This window comes from Nostoc sp. CALU 1950, assembly GCF_051172895.1.
In the GTDB taxonomy this organism is placed as follows: domain Bacteria; phylum Cyanobacteriota; class Cyanobacteriia; order Cyanobacteriales; family Nostocaceae; genus Nostoc; species Nostoc edaphicum_A.
On sequence record NZ_JBDNJQ010000046.1, the window covers coordinates 27,121 to 49,229 of the forward strand.

8 protein-coding genes and 1 pseudogene are annotated in these 22,109 nt (G+C 42.4%); all 9 read left to right on the top strand.

Translation table 11 applies throughout. From position 1 onward, the window contains the following. Positions 1–4,365, top strand: a complete 4,365-nt coding sequence (locus tag ABF638_RS14790) for an amino acid adenylation domain-containing protein (RefSeq protein WP_435023443.1) — start codon at positions 1–3, stop codon at positions 4,363–4,365. 357 nt (positions 4,366–4,722) lie between these two features. Continuing rightward, complete coding sequence (locus ABF638_RS14795; protein WP_435023444.1) at positions 4,723–6,738, top strand: ABC transporter ATP-binding protein/permease; 2,016 nt, start codon at positions 4,723–4,725, stop codon at positions 6,736–6,738. 107 nt (positions 6,739–6,845) lie between these two features. After that, positions 6,846–8,015: a DUF6014 family protein gene (locus tag ABF638_RS14800; RefSeq protein WP_435023445.1), complete on the top strand. Its 1,170-nt coding sequence runs from the start codon at positions 6,846–6,848 to the stop codon at positions 8,013–8,015. Between the two features lie 872 nt (positions 8,016–8,887). Further along, on the top strand, positions 8,888–11,032 hold the full coding sequence (locus ABF638_RS14805; RefSeq protein ID WP_435023446.1) for a patatin-like phospholipase family protein: 2,145 nt from the start codon (positions 8,888–8,890) through the stop codon (positions 11,030–11,032). 56 nt (positions 11,033–11,088) lie between these two features. Continuing rightward, complete coding sequence (locus ABF638_RS14810) at positions 11,089–12,180, top strand: isocitrate/isopropylmalate dehydrogenase family protein (protein WP_435023448.1); 1,092 nt, start codon at positions 11,089–11,091, stop codon at positions 12,178–12,180. 139 nt (positions 12,181–12,319) lie between these two features. Further along, positions 12,320–12,463: pseudogene (locus ABF638_RS14815) on the top strand (3-isopropylmalate dehydratase); the annotation flags it as partial. Positions 12,464–12,595: 132 nt separating this feature from the next. After that, complete coding sequence (locus ABF638_RS14820; protein WP_435023451.1) at positions 12,596–13,903, top strand: 3-isopropylmalate dehydratase large subunit; 1,308 nt, start codon at positions 12,596–12,598, stop codon at positions 13,901–13,903. 335 nt (positions 13,904–14,238) lie between these two features. After that, complete coding sequence (locus tag ABF638_RS14825) at positions 14,239–14,631, top strand: hypothetical protein (protein ID WP_435023449.1); 393 nt, start codon at positions 14,239–14,241, stop codon at positions 14,629–14,631. Between the two features lie 523 nt (positions 14,632–15,154). After that, entirely contained in the window at positions 15,155–22,009 is a 6,855-nt protein-coding gene (locus tag ABF638_RS14830) for an amino acid adenylation domain-containing protein (RefSeq protein ID WP_435023450.1), read from the top strand. Positions 22,010–22,109 lie beyond the last annotated feature (100 nt).

Here is a 22,109-nt window from a genome sequence, read left to right on the forward strand (position 1 = left end):
ATGACTAACAGCACATTTGATTTTCTTTGTCAACTCAGAAATTTAAGTATTAATCTAGAAACCGATGGCGATCGCTTGCGCTGTCATGCGCCTGAAGGAGCGTTAACTCCAACCCTGCGCCAAGAAATCGCCCAGCGCAAAACAGACCTGATTTTATTATTACAGGAGGCAAAGCAGCTTAAAGTCTCCGAGCAGTTGTCCATTCAACCCGTACTACGGGATGGTAAGCTACCACTGTCTTTTGCCCAACAACGGCTCTGGTTTATCCACCAGATATCACCCGACAGTACTGCTTACAATCTGCTGGAAGCTCTGCGACTAGACGGTTCGCCCAATATAGTTGCACTGGAGCAGAGCCTCAGCGAACTGATTCGCCGCCACGAGGTTTTAAGAACCACTTTTCCCACAGTAGACGGAAACCCGATCCAGCTAATTGCCCCTCCCACAGCCCTAACTTTGCCAATCCATGACTTGCAGGGGTTGTCCACCGAGGAGCAAACTGAGCAAATTCGACAAATAGCCAAGTCCATTGCATCCGAGCTTTTCGATCTGGCTGCTGAACCATTAGTACAATTCACCTTACTCCAACTGAATTCCCAGGAGTATGTACTGCTGTTGAAGATGCACCACATTATCTACGATGGCTGGTCTTTGAGCATCTTTTTCCGTGAGTTATCTCAGTTATATGCAGCTTTCACTCAAGGATTACCCAACCCACTAGCCCAATTACCTATCCAATACGCCGACTTTGCAGTTTGGCAACGCCAGTGGCTCACAGGCGAAGTTCTTGAGCGCCAACTCAATTACTGGCAAAAACAATTAGCAGATGCGCCTCTAGTACTAGAACTCCCTGCTGATCGAAAACGTCCCCCAGTTCAGACCTTTCAAGGTGGAGTTGAGTGTTTTCAACTGGATCGCGACCTCACACAACGCCTCAAGCAATTGAGCCAGGAGTCAGACACAACCTTATTTATGACCCTACTGGCAGCTTTTTTGGTCTTGCTCTCTCGTTACAGTGGTCAATCAGATATTGTTGTTGGTTCTCCGATCGCTAACCGCAACAGTCCAGCGATCGAACAGCTAATGGGGTTTTTTGCTAATACCCTACCATTAAGGGGCAATCTGTCTGGAAACCCCAGCTTTACTGAGTTTTTAGCGCAAGTCCGGCAAACCACGTTGTCAGCATACTCCCACCAAGACTTGCCTTTTGAAATGTTGGTGGAAAAGTTACAGCCAGACCGAGATTTGAGTCGTAATCCCCTGGTACAAGTAATGTTTTCCCTCCAAAATGCGCCACAATCTTCTGCTAATTTACCAGGTTTAACTATCCAGAATGTGCCGTTACCACTTGATGTCAAAGTCAGGTTTGATTTGGAAGTGAACTACTGGGAAAATCCAGGAGGTCTGGAGGGTGTTTGGTGCTATAACACTGATTTATTTGATGCCACCACAATTACTCGCATCGGCCAACATTTTCAAACTTTACTCAAAGCAATTGTCGCAAATCCCAGAATGCGAATTTCTGAATTACCACTATTGAGTTCAGCAGAAAGACATCAATTGTTGGTGGAGTGGAACGATACTCAAGTAGATTATCCCCAGGATTTTTGTATCCATCAGTTATTTGAGAAGCAAGTTGAGAGAACACCCGATGCAGTGGCGGTGGTGTATGAAAATCAACAACTGACTTATGGTGAGTTGAATAGTCGTGCTAACCAGTTGGCGCACTATTTGCGCTCCTTGGGTGTGGGAGCAGATGTACTGGTCGGGTTGTGTGTAGAGCGATCGCTAGAGATGATTGTGGGACTACTGGGAATTCTCAAGGCGGGTGGAGCATATCTGCCACTTGACCCAGAGTATCCCCAAGAACGCTTACAATTCATGCTTCAAGATGCTCAAGTTTCAGTATTGCTAACTCAGCAGCAACTTGTTAATAGACTGCCACAACATCAAGCACAGCTTGTTTGTTTAGACACTGACTGGCCCTTGATTGACCAATGTAATCAGGATAATGCGATCGCGCAGCTTACCGTAGGTATCGCGGATGTGCAAGCAACTAATTTGGCTTATGTGATTTATACATCAGGATCTACAGGTCAGCCGAAAGGAGTTGAAGTGATTCACCGTGGCGTTAATCGTCTGTTGTTTGGCGTCAATTATGTTCATCTCGATACCACCCAAAGATTTCTTCAGTTAGCCCCAATTTCTTTTGATGCTTCCACCTTTGAGATTTGGGGAGCTTTATTACATGGTGCTAGATGCGTTCTTTTCCCAGGAAGTATTCCTACCGCTAAAAGTCTCAGGGATGAAATTCACAAACACGGCATTACGATTTTATGGCTGACGGCTGCTTTATTTAACTCCATAATTGATGATGATGAAAAAGCTCTGTCAGGAATTGAACAGTTACTAATTGGTGGGGAAGCCCTTTCAGTTGCTCACGTTCAGAGAGCTTTGGCGGCTCTGCCATTTACGCAAATCATTAATGGGTATGGGCCGACAGAAAGCACGACTTTTACTTGTTGTCACCCTATCCCTAGACAGATTGACGCAACCATAGAGTCAATTCCCATTGGCCGAGCGATCGCTAACACCCAAATCCACATCTTAGACGAATATCTACAACCAGTGCCCGTGGGTATGCCAGGAGAATTGCATATTGGTGGTGCAGGATTGGCACGCGGCTATCTCAACCGACCAAAGTTAACACAAGAGAAATTCATCCCCAATCCGTTCGGTGGAAGCAGAGGGGCAGAAATTCTTCCTAATTCTCAATCCCCATTGCCCCTAATCCCCAGTTCCCAATCCCCAGTCCCCAGTCCCCGACTTTATAAAACTGGGGATTTAGCACGCTACTTGAGTGACGGCAATATCGAATACTTGGGACGCATCGATAACCAAGTAAAAATTCGTGGTTTCCGCATTGAGTTGGGAGAAATTGAAGCTGTACTGAGCCAACATGAAGATGTGCAGGTATCTTGCGTCATTGCCCACGAAGATACCCCAGGTGAAAAGCGGTTAGTCGCTTACATCGTGCCGCACCCACAGGTAACACCCACAGTAAGCGAACTGCGTCAGTTCCTTGCTAATAAACTACCTGCATATATGACGCCAAATGCTTTTGTGATGTTGGAGTCCTTGCCACTAACTCCCAATGGAAAAGTAGACCGCCGCGCCTTGAAAGCACCTTCTAACACCAGCAACTTAGACAAATTTGTTCAACCTCGTAACCAATTAGAACTGCAACTAGTACAAATCTGGTCAAAGATTCTGAAAGTTGACAAAGTGGGAGTACAAGATAACTTTTTTGACCTTGGTGGTCATTCCCTTTTAGCTCCCTACTTAATGACTCAAATTAAACAGCAGCTTGGTAAAGATGTCACCTTAACCAACCTTTTTCAAAATCCAACTATTGAACAGTTGGCGACAATTGTACAAAAAGGCGCGGATTACTCTGATTCGTCTTGTTTGGTAGCAATTCAACCAAACGGTTCAAACTTGCCTTTCTTCTGCGTTCCCGGAGCAGGTGGCAGGCCTTTTTACTTCTATCACTTAGGACGTTATTTAGGAGCAGATCAACCGTTATACAGTTTTCAAAATGATTTATATAGTGACTTAGAGTCAGTTACTCGTATTGAGGATATGGCTAGTATTTACATTCAAGCAATGCAAGCTGTGCAGCCCCAAGGCCCATACTTTTTGGGAGGACATTCCTATGGTGGGAACGTCGCTTTTGAAATGGCCCAACAGCTAGTTTATCAGGGACATGAAGTTGCATTGCTGGCGATAATTGATTCTTCAGCACCGACTTATAAGGATAAGCAAATGCTGATTGATTATATTAATTGGGATGATGCTATGTGGCTAGCGGAGGTGAGCAAAGGAATAGAACTTTATTTAGAAAAAAGCGTGGATATTTCCTACGATACTCTCCAAACCTTGACTATGGAGGAGCAACTAAAATACGTTTTACACTATTTTAAAATGGCTAATATGTTGGCTCCTAATGCTGAAATTACGCAGCTGAAAAATATTGTCCAAGCTTATAAAACTAGCTGTTTATGTCTAGTTGATTATCTACCAAAACAGATTTATCCGGGTAAACTTACGATTCTACGAGCTAACGAGGATATGCCAGAAGACCCTAATAGTGAGTTAAATGCTGAGGTTTCACAAGATTTATCCTTGGGCTGGAGCGATTTTTGTACCGAACCAGTGGATATCCATTTTGTGCTAGGTAACCATATCACGATTATGGCTGAACCCCATGTCCAGGTTTTAGCCGAACGCTTGAAAGCTTGCATCCAGCAAGCATCAGCAAACTATAGCCATTTTCAATTCGGTGAGGTACATGTGTGTAAATAGATCTAACCCCCTAACCCCCTTCCCGAAGGCGGGAAGGGGGAACAATTTTGACCTCTCTCCTTTTAGGAGCTACCGTGTACACACAAGTCTTAAAAAGTTGCCCAACAGCGTTTTGATCCCCCCTAACCCCCCTTAAAAAGGGGGGAATTAGAATCAAAGTCCCCCTTTTTAAGGGGGATTTAGGGGGATCAGATGATTTGTGTGTACACCGTAGCCTTTTAGGAGAGAGGAATGGAAGTGAGGTCAAAATTGTACTTCACGCTTATCGAGAACCGCTATAAGTGCAAAGATGCTTTTTCACTCAGTACTAAAAAGTGCTAAATCTGATTATAAAAGATTTCAATTTATTTCTAAAATATGCCAACCCAAGCTGTTCAAGCTCAACCCATAACAAATGCTTTTTCAAGTTTTACTCAATTTTGGGAAGATGTAAAAGCGATCGCAGGCCCTTACTGGTATCCAACAAAGCCAGGTGATAGAACATTTCCAGACGTTCTTCGCGCCTGGGGAATGCTTATTCTTCTGATATTACTAATAATCGGGCTTGTGGGCGTAACTGCTTTTAATAGTTTTGTTAGTCGCTATTTGGTCGATAGTCTTATCCAAGACAAAGATTATGATAAGTTCCTTAATACCTTAGCAGTTAATATTGTTGGGCTAGTCTTAGTAACCCTGTTAGTAGGATTTTCTAAATTTGTCAGAAAAAAAATTGCTCTGGATTGGTACAAATGGCTAAACAATCATATTTTAGAGAAATATTTGAGCAATCGTGCTTATTATAAAATTAACTTTAAAGCCGATCTTGATAACCCAGATCAACGCTTATCTCAAGAAATTGAACCTGTTACCAATAGTGCTTTGAGTTTTTCAGCTACTTTTTTAGAAAAAGTACTGGAAATGACAACTTTTTTAATAATTGTCTGGTCTATTTCCCAGCAAATCGCTGTTGTTCTACTTGCTTATACGATCATAGGTAATTTTATTGCTGTTTACTTAAATCAAACATTGAGTAAAATTAATCAAGAAGAACTTGTATTTAAAGCTGAATACAATTATTCCTTGACTCATGTTCGGAATCACGCTGAATCGATAGCTTTTTTTCAGGGAGAAAAACAAGAATTAAATATAATTGGACGCCGATTTAGTAATCTGATTAACAACACGGAACGCAAGATAAGTTGGGAAAGAGGTACGGAAATTTTTAGCAGAGGATATCAATCCGTTATCCAAATCTTCCCCTTTTTAGTACTCGCGCCTTTATATATTAGAGACGAAATTGATTTTGGACAACTAGGACAAGCCGCTTTAGCTTGTAATATGTTTGCTATTGCTCTGGGAGAATTAATAAATGAATTTGGTACTTCAGGACGCTTTTCTAGTTACGTTGATCGTTTAGCTGAGTTTTCAAATTCTTTAGAAGAAGTAACTAAGCAACCCGAAAATGTCAGTACTATTAAAACAATAGAAGAAAACCATCTCACTTTTGAGCATGTCACCTTACAAACGCCCAACTATCAGCAGGTAATTGTCGAAGACTTATCACTTTCTGTTGAATCGGGAGAAAGTTTATTAATTGTTGGGCCTAGTGGTCGAGGTAAAAGTTCTCTGTTAAGAGCGATCGCTGGCTTATGGAATGCGGGAACTGGTCGTCTGGTGCGACCGCCTTTAGAACAAGTCTTATTTTTGCCCCAACGTCCTTATATAATTTTGGGAACTCTGCGCGAACAGTTACTCTATCCTCATACAAATCGTCCCATGAGCGATCGAGAACTCAAAGAAGTTTTACAACAAGTTAATCTGCAAAACTTGCTTAGTCGAGTCGATGGTTTCGATACAGAGGTTCCTTGGGAAAATATACTTTCCTTGGGAGAACAACAACGCCTTGCATTCGCCCGATTATTAATTACTCATCCTAGTTTCACCATATTAGATGAAGCAACAAGTGCTTTGGATTTGGATAACGAGGAGAGCTTATATCAAAAGTTACGAGAGACAAAAACAACATTTATCAGTGTTGGACATCGAGAAAGTTTGTTTAATTATCATCAATGGGTTTTAGAACTATCACAAGATTCTAGTTGGCAACTTGTTACCGTGGAAGATTATCGGCGTCAAAAAGCAACAGAAATAGCCACTAATCCTCCTGAAAATACTGAAATCATCATAGATATTTTACCCAATAATCAATCCCAAAATCCACCCGAACTAGGCACAATTGAAGGGCTTTCTCATAAAGAAATGCAGGAATTAACAGACTATTCCCTTGCCAGTATTAGAAGTAGAGCAAGCCTTGGTAAGTCCACTACTGGCAAAGATGGCTTTACCTACCGCTACAACAAAGACTCCAAGGTGTTGAAATGGGTGAAAATTTAGCGTTTACTAATGCTTTTACCTAAAAATGAGCAAACTCTTGAAGCATAAATAGAGCAAAAGATAACATAATTTCGTACTCCAGCTAATTTCAATATTAGGTGTAAAAAATGACAATAATATTTGCAGATAAACAAGAATTAGCCAAACAAATAGTTCAATATATTCAGCAAGATGAAATTGCCATTGCTGTCAAAAAACTGCGTCAACAGGCGACAAACTCTTGTGAACTTCCTTCAACTTGGCTACTCAACACAGCAGATGCTTTAGAAAATAACGATTGGAGTATCTTGTCTGAAGGCTTTATTAATATGGATTTTATTGGTAAAAATGGTTATTTCTTGATAATCGCACCTTACCAAATAAATCGACAATGCCAAAGCCAGGTGACTTTAAGTGCAATTTACGGCAAAATGCACGATAACTCTCAGCCATCTATTGAACAATTAGAAAATCTGAGTCGCGAAAAATTTGGAACCCTAAGCCAACCAATTCCAAGGAATCTTTCTTTTACCGAAATTGCTAGTTGCGGTAATGTCAGTGGTGAAATTAGTGAAGCCTTCATCGTCCCAAATGGATGGTCATTTCCTAACAGTGTTTGTGGCCCAGCATTAAACAATGCAAGCGAGCAGCGACGACGTTTTTTAGGTTCTAGTCGCGAATGCATTCAAAAAGTATTTGAACATGAAACAGCAAATTTACTATTAGGCCCATTAGAAGACGAAATCAATAGTGAACGCTATCGCCATATAGACACTCAAGTTCATGAAGCAGGACATGCTAGTGGTTTGGGATTTGACTTCAAAGTAAAGCATAATCTCTTCCAAAACTATGCCTATGCTGGTGTAGAAGAATGGCGATCTGATAGTTTAGGGTTTGAGTTTGCAGCTTGCATTTTACCTGCTCAAGAAGCTGGGAAGTTGGTAGCTGTCAATTTCTGCATTCGCTTTGGCTTAGATGCTCACCGTTTAGGAGGCATAGAAAAAGATACGGATGTATATGCTAGTCTTATAAGCTTAGAACATCTTTTTCAAAGTGATGCTATATATATCACTAAAAAAGGTCAATTAGCTTTACGTAATTTGAGTTATCCAGGTTTACTCCAAGCCGTTGAACTCCATCGGACACAAGCATTATCTCTTACCCGAAGAGAGTTAAACCTTAAAAGTCCTACAGGTATTTTCTATCTGTACAAAATAGACATTCATCCATCAACTCAATCAATTTTTCAAGGGCTAGTTATGGAACGCTGTCAAGGAATTTGGGCAGAGTTACAATAATTAGCAATACTTCTCGGTTAAGCATTTTTAATTCGGAATCGGGTTTTGGGAAAAGGGCAAAGGGTAAGGGTTAAAGGTTTTTTATTTCCCCTTTTCTCCTTAACCGAGAAGTATTATAATAATTAGTTTCCCCCTCTTTTTGGCGTTGTTGCATGAGCAGGGGGAATATTAAAATAATTCGTAATTCGTAATTCGTAATTAAGTTTTGTAAAGGATATTTTATCTACTTAACTGTCTTAACTGTCTTAACTGTCTACTTAACTGTCTTAAATGTCTTAACTGTCCACTTTTACTGTCTTAACTGTCTACTTTTACTGTCTTAACTGCTATTGCATTTTCTTGATAAAGCTGAGATTATTTGAGAGTAGAGATTAAGCGCGTTGCCATACTACTAGCTTTGTGTATTTTTAACTTGGAATTGAGTTCATTCTCAAACTTAGATAGTAAAAGTTAAAGATTTCTCTTTACCTTTTGCCCTTAGAGGATGTTTGAAAAGTTCTCTTGCCGTCGGCATCAAAAATTTTAGATCCCCCTAAATCCCCCTTAGAAAGGGGGACTTTGATTCCGGTTCCCCCCTTTTTAAGGGGAGTTAGGGGTGATCAAAAAGTGCCTAAAGTCACAGTGAAATACTTTTCAAACAACCTCTTAACCGACAAGTATTTAAGCACGTTGTTTTTAAAAAATTTAGTCGATTTAATAAAAAATAATCTTTGGCTATAAAAAAAATTACTAATTTCCGATAAGTTGCCTAATTAAGGCAAAAATACTTTTAACACAGGTAGTTCAAGAGATTTACTAACAAACATAGTTTATTCATCTATTGCATTGATTAATTAGAATTACGAATTATCCTATTTGGAGATTAAACTCTTGTGACAAACCAGGTATATAGCCAATCAGTTCTGACATTTGATGGCCAAGATGATTACATAGACTTTGGCAAAAATGATTTTTCTGGTGTTTTTGCTCAAGGAAGTTCGGCCTTTACGATTTCTGGATGGGTGAATCCTCATCAGCTAACAGATAAAGCCACTACATACGGCACGCGCAATGTTTTTTTTGCTCGTTCTTCAGATCGATATAGTGATAATTTTGAGTTCGGCATCAGTGAATCAGGGAACCTAGATGTATTCATTGATGAGACTCTTGAGAAGAAAATTAAAACTTTTGGCAATGGAGAATTAACTACCGGACAATGGCACTTCTTTGCCATTGTTTTTAATAAAGGTCAACTGAGCATATATCTTGATGAGAATGAGTATTTTGGGTACTTTACAGGTGACTCTTTAAATAAAGCAACTAGTTCTGTGACACTGGGCGCGACTTTACACAACAACATATATTTCACAGGTCAATTAGCAAATATTAGCGTCTGGAATTATCCCTGTCCCCCAGCGGAAATTCAAAGGCATCGCGATCAGCCTTTAGTTGGGAATGAACAAGGATTAGTCGCTTACTGGACATTAAACGAAGGACAAGGAAAAACTGTAAAAGACCAAACTGAAAATGGTCTTGATGGAAACTTGCGTGGCAATCCTAGTTGGGATGTCGCACAACTTCCATTTGGAATTACACAATCATCGAACGAGAGTGAGCCACAAGAACAGACAGCGAGTAGTTCCGAGGAGAGAAACCTTGCGGAAACTGTGGTGCTGGAGCCAGAAAGCCAGTCTGTTGCAGATGTCGTCTCCGTTGAAGTAATTGCTGTCAGTGAAACCGAGTTGCAGCAAGAGTCCGTTGAGGTTCCTCCAATTGTAGAAACTGGCATCCCAACCCAGACGACAACTGTGTTAGCGCCAGAGGAGCGTCACCCAAAGGCAAAAAAAGGGACAAAAAGACAGAGCGAAAAATCTGCAAACATTCAAACTCTCCAGCCAAAAGAGGAGAAAGCCGAAACAGTTCCAGTCGATATTCAACAGCAAACATTAACTCAGGAGCGATCGCCAAAAACTATGAATACGAAAGCTAATCCCAAATACAAAATACTTGCTATTGATGGCGGTGGTATTCGGGGCATTATCCCAGCCCTGCTACTAGCAGAAATCGAAAAGCGGGCACAAAAGCCGATTTTTAGTTTGTTCGATTTAATTTCTGGCACTTCCAGCGGCGGAATTCTGGCACTCGGATTAACCAAACCCCGATTAGACTTAGAAGCCACTGATAGCTTACCCACCGCCCAATACAGCGCTGAGGATCTCGTCCAAATATATCTTGAGTATGGGGCTGAGATATTTTACGAGCCATTCTGGGAACAAATACTCGGTCAACTAGAAGATATATTTGTCCAACCAAAATATTCTTCTGAGGGGAGAGAAGAAATTATCAGGCAATATTTTGGCGACACTCCTCTAGAAAATAATCTCAAAGAAGTTTTCGTAACTAGCTACGATATCGAGCAGCGAATTCCCATATTCTTTACTAATAAAATCGAAAAGCAACAGACAGAATCGAAAAGATTCCGCAAGTTATGCTCAGGTTTTACCCTCACAGATGCAGCATTGGCAACTAGTGCAACTCCGACTTATTTCGCTCCCTATCGCGTTGCCAGTTCTCATAATACCAACGGTTTCTATACTTTAGTTGATGGCGGGGTAGTCGCTAATAATCCAGCTAATTTGGCTATTTTGGAAGCGCAAATTAGTAGACAAGAAAATAAACAAGTCTTGAATACAGAGGATGTCTTGATAGTATCCTTGGGTACCGGCTCACTGACGAGTGTCTACCCTTATGACGAAGTAAAAAAATGGGGACTATTGCAATGGGCAAAACCGCTGTTAAATATTGTGCTTGATGGTGGCAGTGAAGTAGTAGCTGGAGAATTAGAAAGGTTGTTTGAGGCTAATAGTAAAGGTAGCAAAAGTTCTTATTATAGATTTCAAACATTCTTAAAAAGTGAACTTGAAGCAATAGATAATGCCAAGCCCGAAAATCTGCGGCAGTTACAAACTTTAGCTAATACACTGATTCAAGAAAAAAGTAAAGAAATCGATGAGTTGATTAGTATTTTATTAACATAAATTTGAGCTTTTCTTGATGTTAATGGAGTTGAGCCAGTAATTTTCAATAGGTCGAAATGGGGTCTTTAAGTAAGCCATCTTATCGGATCGTCGCCATTCCAGGGGAAGGAATTGGGTCAGAAGTTGTAGAAGCTTCCTTAAAAATTCTGCAACATGTCGCTAAAATTGAAGGATTTACCTTACAGGTAGACTATGGCTGGCTTGGTGCAACTGCACTTGAACAACTGGGTAGTTATTTCCCTCAAGCTACCGCCGAACTGTGCGATGGAGCCGATGGCATTGTATTTGGTGCAGTTACTCAAGGCGGACTACTAGAACTCCGAAAGCATTTCGACTTTTTTTGCAATCTTCGTCCGATCCGTAGCGTTAAAAGCCTCGTACATAAATCTAGTCTTCGACCAGAGAAAATTCAAGGAATTGATATTCTCATCGTTCGAGAACTGGTGAGTGGAATCTATTTTGGCCCATCTGGACGCGGCTCAGATGATAAAGGAGATTATGGCTATCATACGATGCGCTATTACGATGAAGAGATTCGTCGAATTGCTCGCAAGGCTTTAGAACAAGCCCAATACCGCCGAGGATTACTCACCGTAGCCCACAAAGAAAATGCCTTGCCTTATTTGCCTTGGACTCGTCTAGTGGAAGAAGAAGCCAAAGAGTTTCCTGGCGTTGTTATTGAACCAATGCTGGTGGATAACTTAGCTATGCAAATGGTTCTGAATCCCCAACGGTTTGATGTAATTTTAGCGGGCAATTTGTTTGGAGATATTCTTAGCGATATTGGTGGTGCATTAATTGGCTCAATTGGTTTATTAGGATCGGCGAGTCTTAATGCTGATGGATTTGGTTTGTACGAAGCGATTCATGGTACAGCCCCAGACATTGCTGGGAAGGGAATTGCTAATCCCCTCGGCACCCTTGGAGCTTGTATTTTAATGCTTCAACAATGGGGAGAAGTGCGGGCTGCCCAACGAATTATTGCAGCGCAAGACCGGATTTTAGCTAAGGGATACCGAACAGCTGATTTATTTAGCCAAGGAGAAGAAATTTTAGTCAATACTGCAACCTTAGTTGACCTTTTACTTGAAGAACTTTCAGTTGTGCAACATTCTCAATTAGGAGTGCTTCATGAGTCATGCAAATAACGTTTTGCACCTGGGAGATGATATCAATACCGATGATATTATTCCTGCCAATCGGGCGACTACAGATGACCCTGATTACTTAAAAAAGTATGCTTTAGAACATATTATTGGAGCAGGTGAACTGCTAAAATTCAATGTGATTGAAGCAGGAGAAAATTTCGGCTGTGGTTCCAGTCGAGAAGTTGCCCCCATTGCCTTGCAAGCTGCGGGAATTGAGAAAATTCGGGCGCGATCGTTCGCTGAAATTTTTTATCGTAATAGCATCAATATTGGACTACCCTTAGAAATTTTGGGGGAGAAACAGGAGAATCCTGTAGTTGATGCGATCGCACTAGCCGGTGGGTTAATGTCTTTTAATCAACTGCGTCGTCAGGGTAAAATCACCATTCCTCGCAGCTTCACCCCGCCACGCCCCATGACTTTAGTCGAAAAACTCTTAGCTAAAGCCTCTGGAAATTCCTACGTCCAGCCGGGAGAAGTGGTTTTTGCCCAGGTCGATTTAGCCTTATCCCATGATGCTGTAGCTGGGCCTGTGGCCAAGATATTTTATCAAGAATATGGAGAAGGAGCAAAGTTATGGGACTCCCAAAAGGTAGTTTTGGTAGCCGATCACTTTATCCAAGTCAACGACATCCGTGCTGATCACAAAGCTCATGTCATGTATGACCAGATGATTCAGTTTGCTAAAGTCCAAGGATGCCACTTATTTGATATGGTTTCCCCTGGTGAAGCAGCGGGCATCTGTCACGTTTTACTCCCAGAAAAAGGGTTTGTCCGACCAGGAATGCTGATTGCTGGTACAGATTCCCATACCTGCACCTACGGAGCATTGGGAGCTTTTTCCACAGGAGTAGGAACCACCGATATGGCTAATATTTATGCCACAGGAGATATGTGGATTCGTGTTCCTCCAACCCTAGTATTTGAGTTGTCTGGAACCTTGTCTCCTAAAATTAGTGCCAAAGATATTATCTTATTTATCCTGGGAAAAATCGGCTGTGCTGGCGCTACCAGTAAGGTAATAGAGTTTAGAGGCTCAATCCTTGCCCAACTACCCTTTGATGAACGATTAACTCTAGCCAATATGGCTGTGGAGTGTGGTGCAATATGTGGTTTGATTGTTCCTGATGAGGTGACACGTGAGTATGTAAAAAACCGATCTTCAGAAGAATTTGTAGAAATTAGCGGCGATGCTGATGCTGAGTACGAAAGGGTTTATCAGTTTGACCTCAGTGATTTAGAAGCACAAGTGGCACGTCCCCCAAAACCGGATCAAGTAGTTGCCATTAGTCAATTAGAAGACATTCCGATTACCAAAGCTTTTATTGGTTCTTGTACTGGGGGTAAACTCTACGATTTAGCTCAAGCAGCCGAAGTTTTGCACGGTCGCCAACTGGCAGACGGTGTAAACTTGTTTATTGTACCTGCAACCATTGAAATTCGAGAACAAGCCCAAGAGTTAGGTTATCTCGATATTTTTGAACAAGCAGGAGCACAAATTCTCAAGACAGGTTGTGGGGCTTGTATCAATTCTGGACTTGGGGTTTTGGCAAAAGAAGAAACAGGGATTTATGCAACCAATCGCAATTTTAAAGGACGTAGCGGCGATCCAACGGGCAAAAATTATTTAGCCTCACCAAGAACAGTGGCTATCTCTGCTGTAAATGGGAAAATTAGCGATCGCTTTGATGGAACTGGGGATGGGAGGAATGCGATTGTGTGAGATGGGTAAGCAGGGGCTACCGTGTACACACAAGTCTTTTTCACCCCCTCTAACTCCCCCTTGCAAAGGGGGAGAACCGGATATTTCCCCCCTTTGCAAGGGGGGATTAAGGGGGGTAAATCCAGGGATTGGGGATTGGAACCCCAACTAAATCGAACTATCAGAGCGGGGTAAATTAGAGATAAAACTCAAAAAATATTAACCCAATCTGAGCGTGAATGACTTTTATCTAGCTTAGTCTAGGTTTTGAGATAGGTTTCTTTATTTACAAAGACTCTATTCTCGTACTCTTAGTAATGTTTTAACCAAGAAAAAAAGGATTTTAGGTAATTACAATGGACGAAATCGTTAAAAAACTTGCTGGTCTGGGTCTTCCTGGCATCATTCTCGTGATTTTAGCAGTCACATCAGCAGGTAGTAATGCTGCTATTGTTGCTGCCCTCACAGCCTTGGGAGGGCCCTTCGGCATTGTCGGAGGTATAGGTATACTTGGTCTAATAACGGTTGTAGGGGATACTGTCGCGGGATATGGAATTGAAGCTGTTCTCAAGGCCGTCTATACAGAACGTAGTAAAACAGAATCAGTGAGATATCTCCTCAAAGAAATTAAAGATTTACCCATTTCAGATGAGCTAAAACTCAAACTGAGAAATGAACTGAGTCCAGAAGTTATTATTGATACTGAAGAGATTCAGCAACCAAAAACAATTGAAATTGTCGAGGAATAATTTCACTATTACATTCGGTGACATTTTAAATCAAATAGCACTAATACTATTTTGGATTTTAGATTGGGATTTGGGAGTCTGAAAAGCTGACTGTACTTTGCTTTGAGATATCTATCCATTCGTGTTCTATTTTCCGATTGGTGTCAGGAAAGCGATCGCAGCAAATTGCTGTGAGCAAATAAAATGGCCTCTGAGTCTGATTTCATCGGATTAAAGCCTCAAAGGCCTATTCTTTTAAAGATTCGTGCAAGATATCTGTCAATACTGTTCGGTTAAGACAAGAGACGCGATGATTCGCCGTCTCTACAATAATCAGTCTTTCATCTTGACGGCAAAAAACCTTAAACGAACCGTATTGAGATATCTGTTATCTAAGAGGATAGAGGACTTTTTAAACATCCTCTAACACAAGCCGAAAAATCGGTCTACCTATTTTTCCAAAAAATAGCTATGTAGCCGGGTCAAGCATATATTCAAAAACTATAACTTTACTAAAACTTTCAACCTTCGTACTAAATTTATTATGGAAGAAATTATCATTAACTCTACTCAGTATGTTGATGATTTTTGTGCTTTAACTGAGCAGGAACGACATAAAATATTAGTTGAATGGAATGATACAACGGTAGATTATCCCAAACATCTATGCATACATCAGTTATTTGAAGCACAAGTAGAAAAAACTCCAGATAATATTTCTGTCGTCTTTAAGGAGGAACAACTAACCTACCAAGAGTTGAACCACCGAGCCAATCAATTAGCACATTATTTGCGAATTCTAGGAGTAGATACAGAAGTTCTAGTAGGCATTTGCGTTGAGCGTTCCTGGGAAATGGTAGTGGGTAGTTTGGGTATCCTCAAAGCGGGTGGAGCTTATGTGCCGTTAGATCCAACGTATCCCAAAGAGCGTCTAGCGTTCATGCTTTCAGATTCACAAGTGCAGGTGCTATTAACACAGCAAAAGTTTGCTGAAGGGTTTGCGGGTAGCGGGACAAAGGTGGTTTGTCTGGATACTGACTGGGAATCCATCAACCAACACAGCCAAGAGAATGCTATTAGTAATGTTACGGCTGAAAACCTCGCTTACGTTATCTACACCTCTGGTTCTACAGGAACACCAAAAGGAGTAGCTGTATCCCATCGGGCTGTCAATCGGTTAGTATGCAACACCAACTACATACAGTTTATGCCGAGCGATATCTCCGGCGGTCAACTAAGTGTTGCTCAAGCTTCAAATACTTCATTTGACGCAGCTACGTTTGAAATTTGGGGATCTCTCCTCCACGGGGCTAGGCTGGTGGTAATTCCTCAGAATGTTGTGCTTTCGCCCCATTATTTCGCAACGTACATCCGCGAACAAAGGATTAGTGTATTATTTTTGACGCCAGCCTTATTTAATCAGTTAGCTAGTGTTGTCCCTGGAGCATTTAAAGACTTACATCACTTACTAATTGGGGGCGATACTCTTGATCTCAAGTCAGTGAAAGCGGTTTTCAAGAATGGGCCGCCACAGCGATTGCTGAATGCTTATGGCCCAACTGAGAGTACAACATTTGCTTGTTGGTATCTAGTAGAGGATATTTCAGAAGAGGCTACAAACATACCGATTGGTCGCCCAATCTCTAATACACAAATCTATATACTGGATTCCCAGCTTCAACCAGTTCCTATTGGTACTGTTGGTGAATTATATATTGGCGGCGATGGCTTGGCACGAGGATATCTAAACCGTCCAGAATTAACCAAGGAAAAATTTATCCCCAATCCATTCGGTGGAAGCAGAGGGGCAGAAATTCTTCCTAATTCTCAATTCCCAATCCCCAATCCCCAATCCCCAATCCCCAATCCCCAATCCACAGTCCCCAATCCCCGACTTTATAAAACAGGGGATTTAGGACGCTATTTACCAGACGGCAATATTGAGTTTTTGGGGCGAATTGATCATCAGGTGAAGATTCGCGGCTTCCGTATTGAATTAGGAGAAATTGAGGCGCTTTTGAGTCAACATTCGGATGTACAGCAGGCGGTGGTAATCGTCCGTGAAGATATCCCTGGTGAGCAGCGCCTTGTTGCCTATATTGTCCTTAATCAAAAGCGTGAAGCCATCGCCGCTACTCTAAAACGTTTTCTCCAAGAAAAGCTGCCCAACTACATGGTGCCAGCAGTCTTTGTAATTTTAGACTCGTTGCCCCTTACGCCCAATGGTAAAGTGGATCGTCGAAATCTTCCAGGTTGCGATCGCACACGCCCCGCTCTCGAAGAAACTTTTGTCGCACCTCGTAGCCCAATTGAGGAGACGTTAGCGATTATTTGGGCTGAGTTATTGGCAATTGAGCAGATTGGAGTCAATGACAATTTTTTCCAGTTGGGTGGTCATTCCCTAATTGCAACTCAGATCCTTTCTCGCGTGCGCGAAGTTTTCCAAGTCGAGTTGTCTTTTCATCACATCTTTGAAAACCCCAGTATCGCAGGTTTAGCTCAACTAATCGAACAGCATAGTCAGTTAGAACAGCCGTTGCAGCGTCCCGTCATCCAACGAATTGGGCGTGAAGGACTCTTACCAGTTTCCTTTGCCCAAGAGCGAGTGTACTTTATTCAGCAAGTGGCTCCTGAAAGTAGTGCCTACCAATTCCAGGCAACTATGCGATTTAAAGGTCAGCTAAATGTGGCGGTATTACAACAGTGCCTCAACGAGATTGTGCGCCGTCATGAAATCTTTCGCACGACTTATCCGGCGGTGAATGGACGGCTATTTCAGATAATCCACCCAGCGTCACCAATTAGCTTTAAAGTTATTGACCTCCAGAAATTCCCGGAATCTGAGCAGGAAGCAGAAGTTCAGCGCCTAGTTGAGGCAGAAGTACAAAAGCCGTTTGACTTGAATCAACTACCACTAGTTAAATGGGTTTTGTTGAGGTTGAGCGACCAAGAACATTTATTGCTCCACATTGAGCATCACATAATTCATGATGGTTGGTCATTTAATGTATTTCTGGGTGAGTTGCTTGAACTTTATCAAGCCTTCTGTTTGGGTAATCTTTCCCCGTTGACTGAGCCAATCCTCCAGTTTGTGGATTTCGCCCATTGGCAGCGACAGTGGGTCAAAAGCCAGGAAGCCCAAACCCAATTAACCTATTGGCAGCAGCAATTATCCGGTAGTTCACCGTTGTTGGAATTACCATTAGATCGCCCGCGACCGACAGAGCAAACTTATAATGGCGATCAAATTAGGGTGGAACTTCCCATCAACTTGTGCGAATCTCTGCGAGTTCTGAGTCGTCAAGAAGGTGTCACCTTATTTATGACGATGCTGGGAGCTTTTTTGGTAATTTTGCACCGACACACTGGGCAGAACGACCTAAGCGTAGGAACTGCTGTTGCCAATCGGCGGATGCACGAGGTAGAAAAGTTAATTGGCATGATTGTCAATAACCTGGTTCTACGCACTGATTTGTCTGGCAATCCCACATTTCGGGAATTACTCGACCGAGTGCGTCAAGTAACACTGGAAGCATATAACAACGAAGATTTACCTTTTGATAAGGTGGTGGAAGTTCTCAAACCAATACGGAATTTAAGCCACAATCCTCTATTTCAAGTGATGTTCAGCTTCCACGATTCTCCCATGCCGGACTTGAGTCTTCCTGGTTTGGACATTAGCTTGCATGAACCTATCAGCAATAAATCAGCAAAGTTTGATCTGGATTTCCTGGTTATACCGCGTTCTGAGCAACGCGTGCAGAACGGTTCTAAAACGGGGGCGAAGGGAATCACGTTAGTTTTAGAATACAACAGCGATCTCTTTGATGCTGCCACAATCCAACGAATGCTAGAGCAGTATCAAACTTTATTAGAGGGGATTGTTGCTAACCCAGAGCAGCGAGTTTCAGAATTACCACTGCTAACAGAGACTCAGCAGCAATTACTAATAGAGTGGAATCAGACTCAGAAAGAGTACACCTTTAATCAGGGTATTCATGAGTTATTTGCAGCTCAGGTGGAGTTAACTCCCGATGCTGTAGCTATTCAACAAGAAGGTCAACAGCTAACTTACCGCGAATTGAGCGATCGCGCCAATCAACTTGCACACTATCTACAAAGTTTGGGAGTCAAACCAGAAACCTTGGTGGGTATCTGCATTGAGCGTTCTCTAGAAATGATTATCGGCTTACTCGGCATTCTCAAAGCGGGCGGTGCATACATTCCCCTTGACCCTAGCTATCCCCAAAAGCGACTGGCTGATATTCTCGAAGATACGCAACTGAGCATTCTGCTGACTCAAGAAAGATTTCAGGCAAAACTACCAGATTATGCCGGAAAAACCACCATCTGTTTAGATACAGACTGGCAAATAATTACTCAACACAGTACAACCAACCCGATTAGCGAAGTTCAACCTCATAACCTCGCCTACATTATTTACACCTCTGGTTCTACGGGTAAACCTAAAGGGGTGATGATTGAACAGCGATCGCTAATGAATTTTGTTATCAGTGCTATGCATGAATATGGAATTAATGCAACTGATAATATTCTGCAATTTGCATCTCTCTGTTTTGATACATCTATTGAAGAAATCTTACCTTGTCTTTTAGTTGGCGCAACATTAGTACTGCGAACCGAAGAAATGCTGCACTCCAGCGATGAATTTTGGCGGTGTTGCCGAGAATGGCAGTTAACTGTTTTGGATCTTCCCACTGCTTACTGGCATCAATTAGTAGCGGAACTTACCTCTGAAGATTCCCGAATTCCCGAAAGTCTGAGAATGGTGATTATTGGGGGAGAAGAAGCTCAACTCGAAAAAGTGAAGCGCTGGCACAGTAGTGTTGCTCACCTCTGCAATCCACCCCAATTACTTAATAGTTACGGGCCAACGGAAGCAACGATTATAACCACCTTAACTCGGTTAACCTCAACTAACTCCGTTTCGATTGGACGACCGATTAGTAATGCTCAAGTTTATATTTTGGATCAATATCTGCAACCAGTACCAATAGGAGTTCCCGGAGAACTGCACATTGGCGGAGCCGGATTAGCTAGAGGATATTGGCAACGCCCTGAACTTACGACGGAGAAATTTATCGAGAATCCATTTCACAATCCAAAATCCAAAATCCAAAATCCAAAATTATATAAAACGGGGGATTTAGCACGTTTTCGCGCCGATGGAAACTTAGAATATCTCGGACGAGTTGACAATCAGGTGAAGATTCGCGGCTTCCGCATTGAGTTGGGAGAAATCGAGACGGTGCTGAGACAACACCCACAGGTATTTGAGGCTGTAGTTATTGCTCGTGAAGATATCCCTGGACAAAAGCGCCTTGTGGCTTATGTTGTTCCGCACCAGCCGCAACCAACTACTGATGAAAAACTCCATCCACAAGGGGATGGAGTTTTTGGGCATGGGGAATGGGGCATGGGGCATGGGGAAGAGTCACCAATGCCCAATGCCCAATGCCCCAAGTCGGTGGGCGGCTATCCCTCTCCACCCACAAGTGGATGGAGTTTCCCACCGACTTTCAATGAACTGCGCCATTTCCTGAAACAGAAGTTGCCTAATTATATGGTGCCCTCAGCGATCGCACTCCTGAAAGCCCTACCAATGACTCCGAACCAGAAGGTAGATTACCGCGCCCTCCCAGCCACCGAACTTTCACTGAGTGTAAAAGATAATTTTGTTGCACCGCAAACTCCTACAGAAGAGAAATTAGCGGCGATTTGGTCGGAAATTTTAAGACTAAAACAAGTCGGCATCCACGATAACTTCTTTGAATTGGGCGGCGACTCCATCCTCAGTATTCAGGTAATTTCAAGAGCCAATCAAGCGGGTATCCAAATTGCCCCTAAACAGCTATTTCATTACCAAACAATTGCTGAGTTAGCTGCTGTGGCAGGAATTGCTCGCTCTGTCAAAGCCGAACAAGGGTTAGTGACAGGTACAGTAGCGCTGACACCCATCCAACACTGGTTTTTCGAGCAGAATTTGCCCGAACCTGATTACTTTAACCAGTCAGCCATGCTAAAAGTGCCGCCAGACTTGCAACCAGAGCTATTGCAGCGAGTCGTGCAACAATTGTTGATGCATCACGATGTTTTGCGTTCGTGCTTTGCACGTCTCCTCTTAGGAGAATCGCAGTTTATACAAAAAGGGGAAAACTGGCAGCAGATTAACACCCCTACCCAGGAAGTTGTGCCATTTAGCGTCATCAATTTGTCGCACCTGTCGCCAGAAGAACAACAAACAGTAATGAAAGCAACGGATGCTGAACTCCAGGCTAGCTTGAATCTATCAACTGGAGCGATCGCACAAGTGACGTTATTTAGGTTAGGCAATGATAAACCCGGCAGATTACTGTTCATCATCCATCACTTAGTAGTAGATGGCATTTCGTGGCGGATTTTGCTCGAAGATTTGGCTACAGCTTACCAGCAAATCAGCCGTGGCAAAGCTATTAAACTACCACCGAAGACAACATCCTTTCAATATTGGAGCGATCGCCTAACAGAATACGCCAAATCATCAAATGAGTTGAATTACTGGCTAAATGAGTCTAATTTGAAAGTTACCGCCTTACCAGTAGATTATCCTTCAGATCAAGAAAATAATACCTTAGCCTCAACCGCTTCTGTGTCACTTTCCTTAACTGAAGAACAAACCCGCGCCCTCTTGCAGGATGTACCCTCTGCCTACAACACTCAAATTAATGATGTACTGTTGACTGCCCTAGTGCAAAGCTTTGCCCAATGGACAGGAGAACGTTCCCTGTTCGTTGATTTAGAGGGACATGGGCGAGAAGACTTGTTTGAGGATGTGGATTTGTCGCGGACTGTGGGCTGGTTTACTACCTTATTCCCCGTTCATTTACAGCTAGAAAAAGTTGAACAAGAGGCAGGAGAGGCTTTAAAGTCAGTCAAAGAACAACTACGGCGCATCCCCAACCGGGGCATCGGCTATGGCGTGTTGCGATATTTGCACCCGGATGAGAAAATACGCACGAAATTACAGGATTTACCCCAAGCACAAGTGAGTTTTAACTACCTTGGTCAATTCGATCAGGTGCTTAAGGCATCTGCTGTATTGGGTTTGGCTGAAGATTTTAAAGCTGAACAGAGTTTAGTTAATCAGCGCAGCCACCTATTAGGAGTAAGCGGATTTATTCGTGCAGAAAGGCTGGAAATGACTTGGAATTACAGCGAAAAAGTTCATAACCGAGACACCATCGAGGGTTTGGCCTTTGGGTTCATAGAGGCATTGCGATCGCTCATTACCCACTGTCAATCCCCTGGTGCGATCGGTCATACACCTTCAGATTTCTCAGCAGCCAGACTCAGCCAAAAACAGCTTGACAAATTCCTAGCCAAAATTAAAACGAAGTAGTCATTTGTCATTTGTCATTGGTCATTTGTCATTGGTTATTAATTATTCTCCTCCCTGCCCCCTACCCCCTGCCCCCTGCTCCCCTGCCCCCCTGCTCCCC

Excerpts from the sequence above, each read along its gene's own strand:
- ABF638_RS14825 (WP_435023449.1), top strand. The coding sequence starts at position 14,239 with ATGGACGAAATCGTTAAAAAACTTGCTGGTCTGGGTCTTCCTGGCATC.
- ABF638_RS14795 (WP_435023444.1), top strand. The coding sequence starts at position 4,723 with ATGCCAACCCAAGCTGTTCAAGCTCAACCCATAACAAATGCTTTTTCA.
- ABF638_RS14800 (WP_435023445.1), top strand. The coding sequence starts at position 6,846 with ATGACAATAATATTTGCAGATAAACAAGAATTAGCCAAACAAATAGTT.
- ABF638_RS14810 (WP_435023448.1), top strand. The coding sequence starts at position 11,089 with ATGGGGTCTTTAAGTAAGCCATCTTATCGGATCGTCGCCATTCCAGGG.
- ABF638_RS14790 (WP_435023443.1), top strand. The coding sequence starts at position 1 with ATGACTAACAGCACATTTGATTTTCTTTGTCAACTCAGAAATTTAAGT.
- ABF638_RS14830 (WP_435023450.1), top strand. The coding sequence starts at position 15,155 with ATGGAAGAAATTATCATTAACTCTACTCAGTATGTTGATGATTTTTGT.
- ABF638_RS14820 (WP_435023451.1), top strand. The coding sequence starts at position 12,596 with ATGACTTTAGTCGAAAAACTCTTAGCTAAAGCCTCTGGAAATTCCTAC.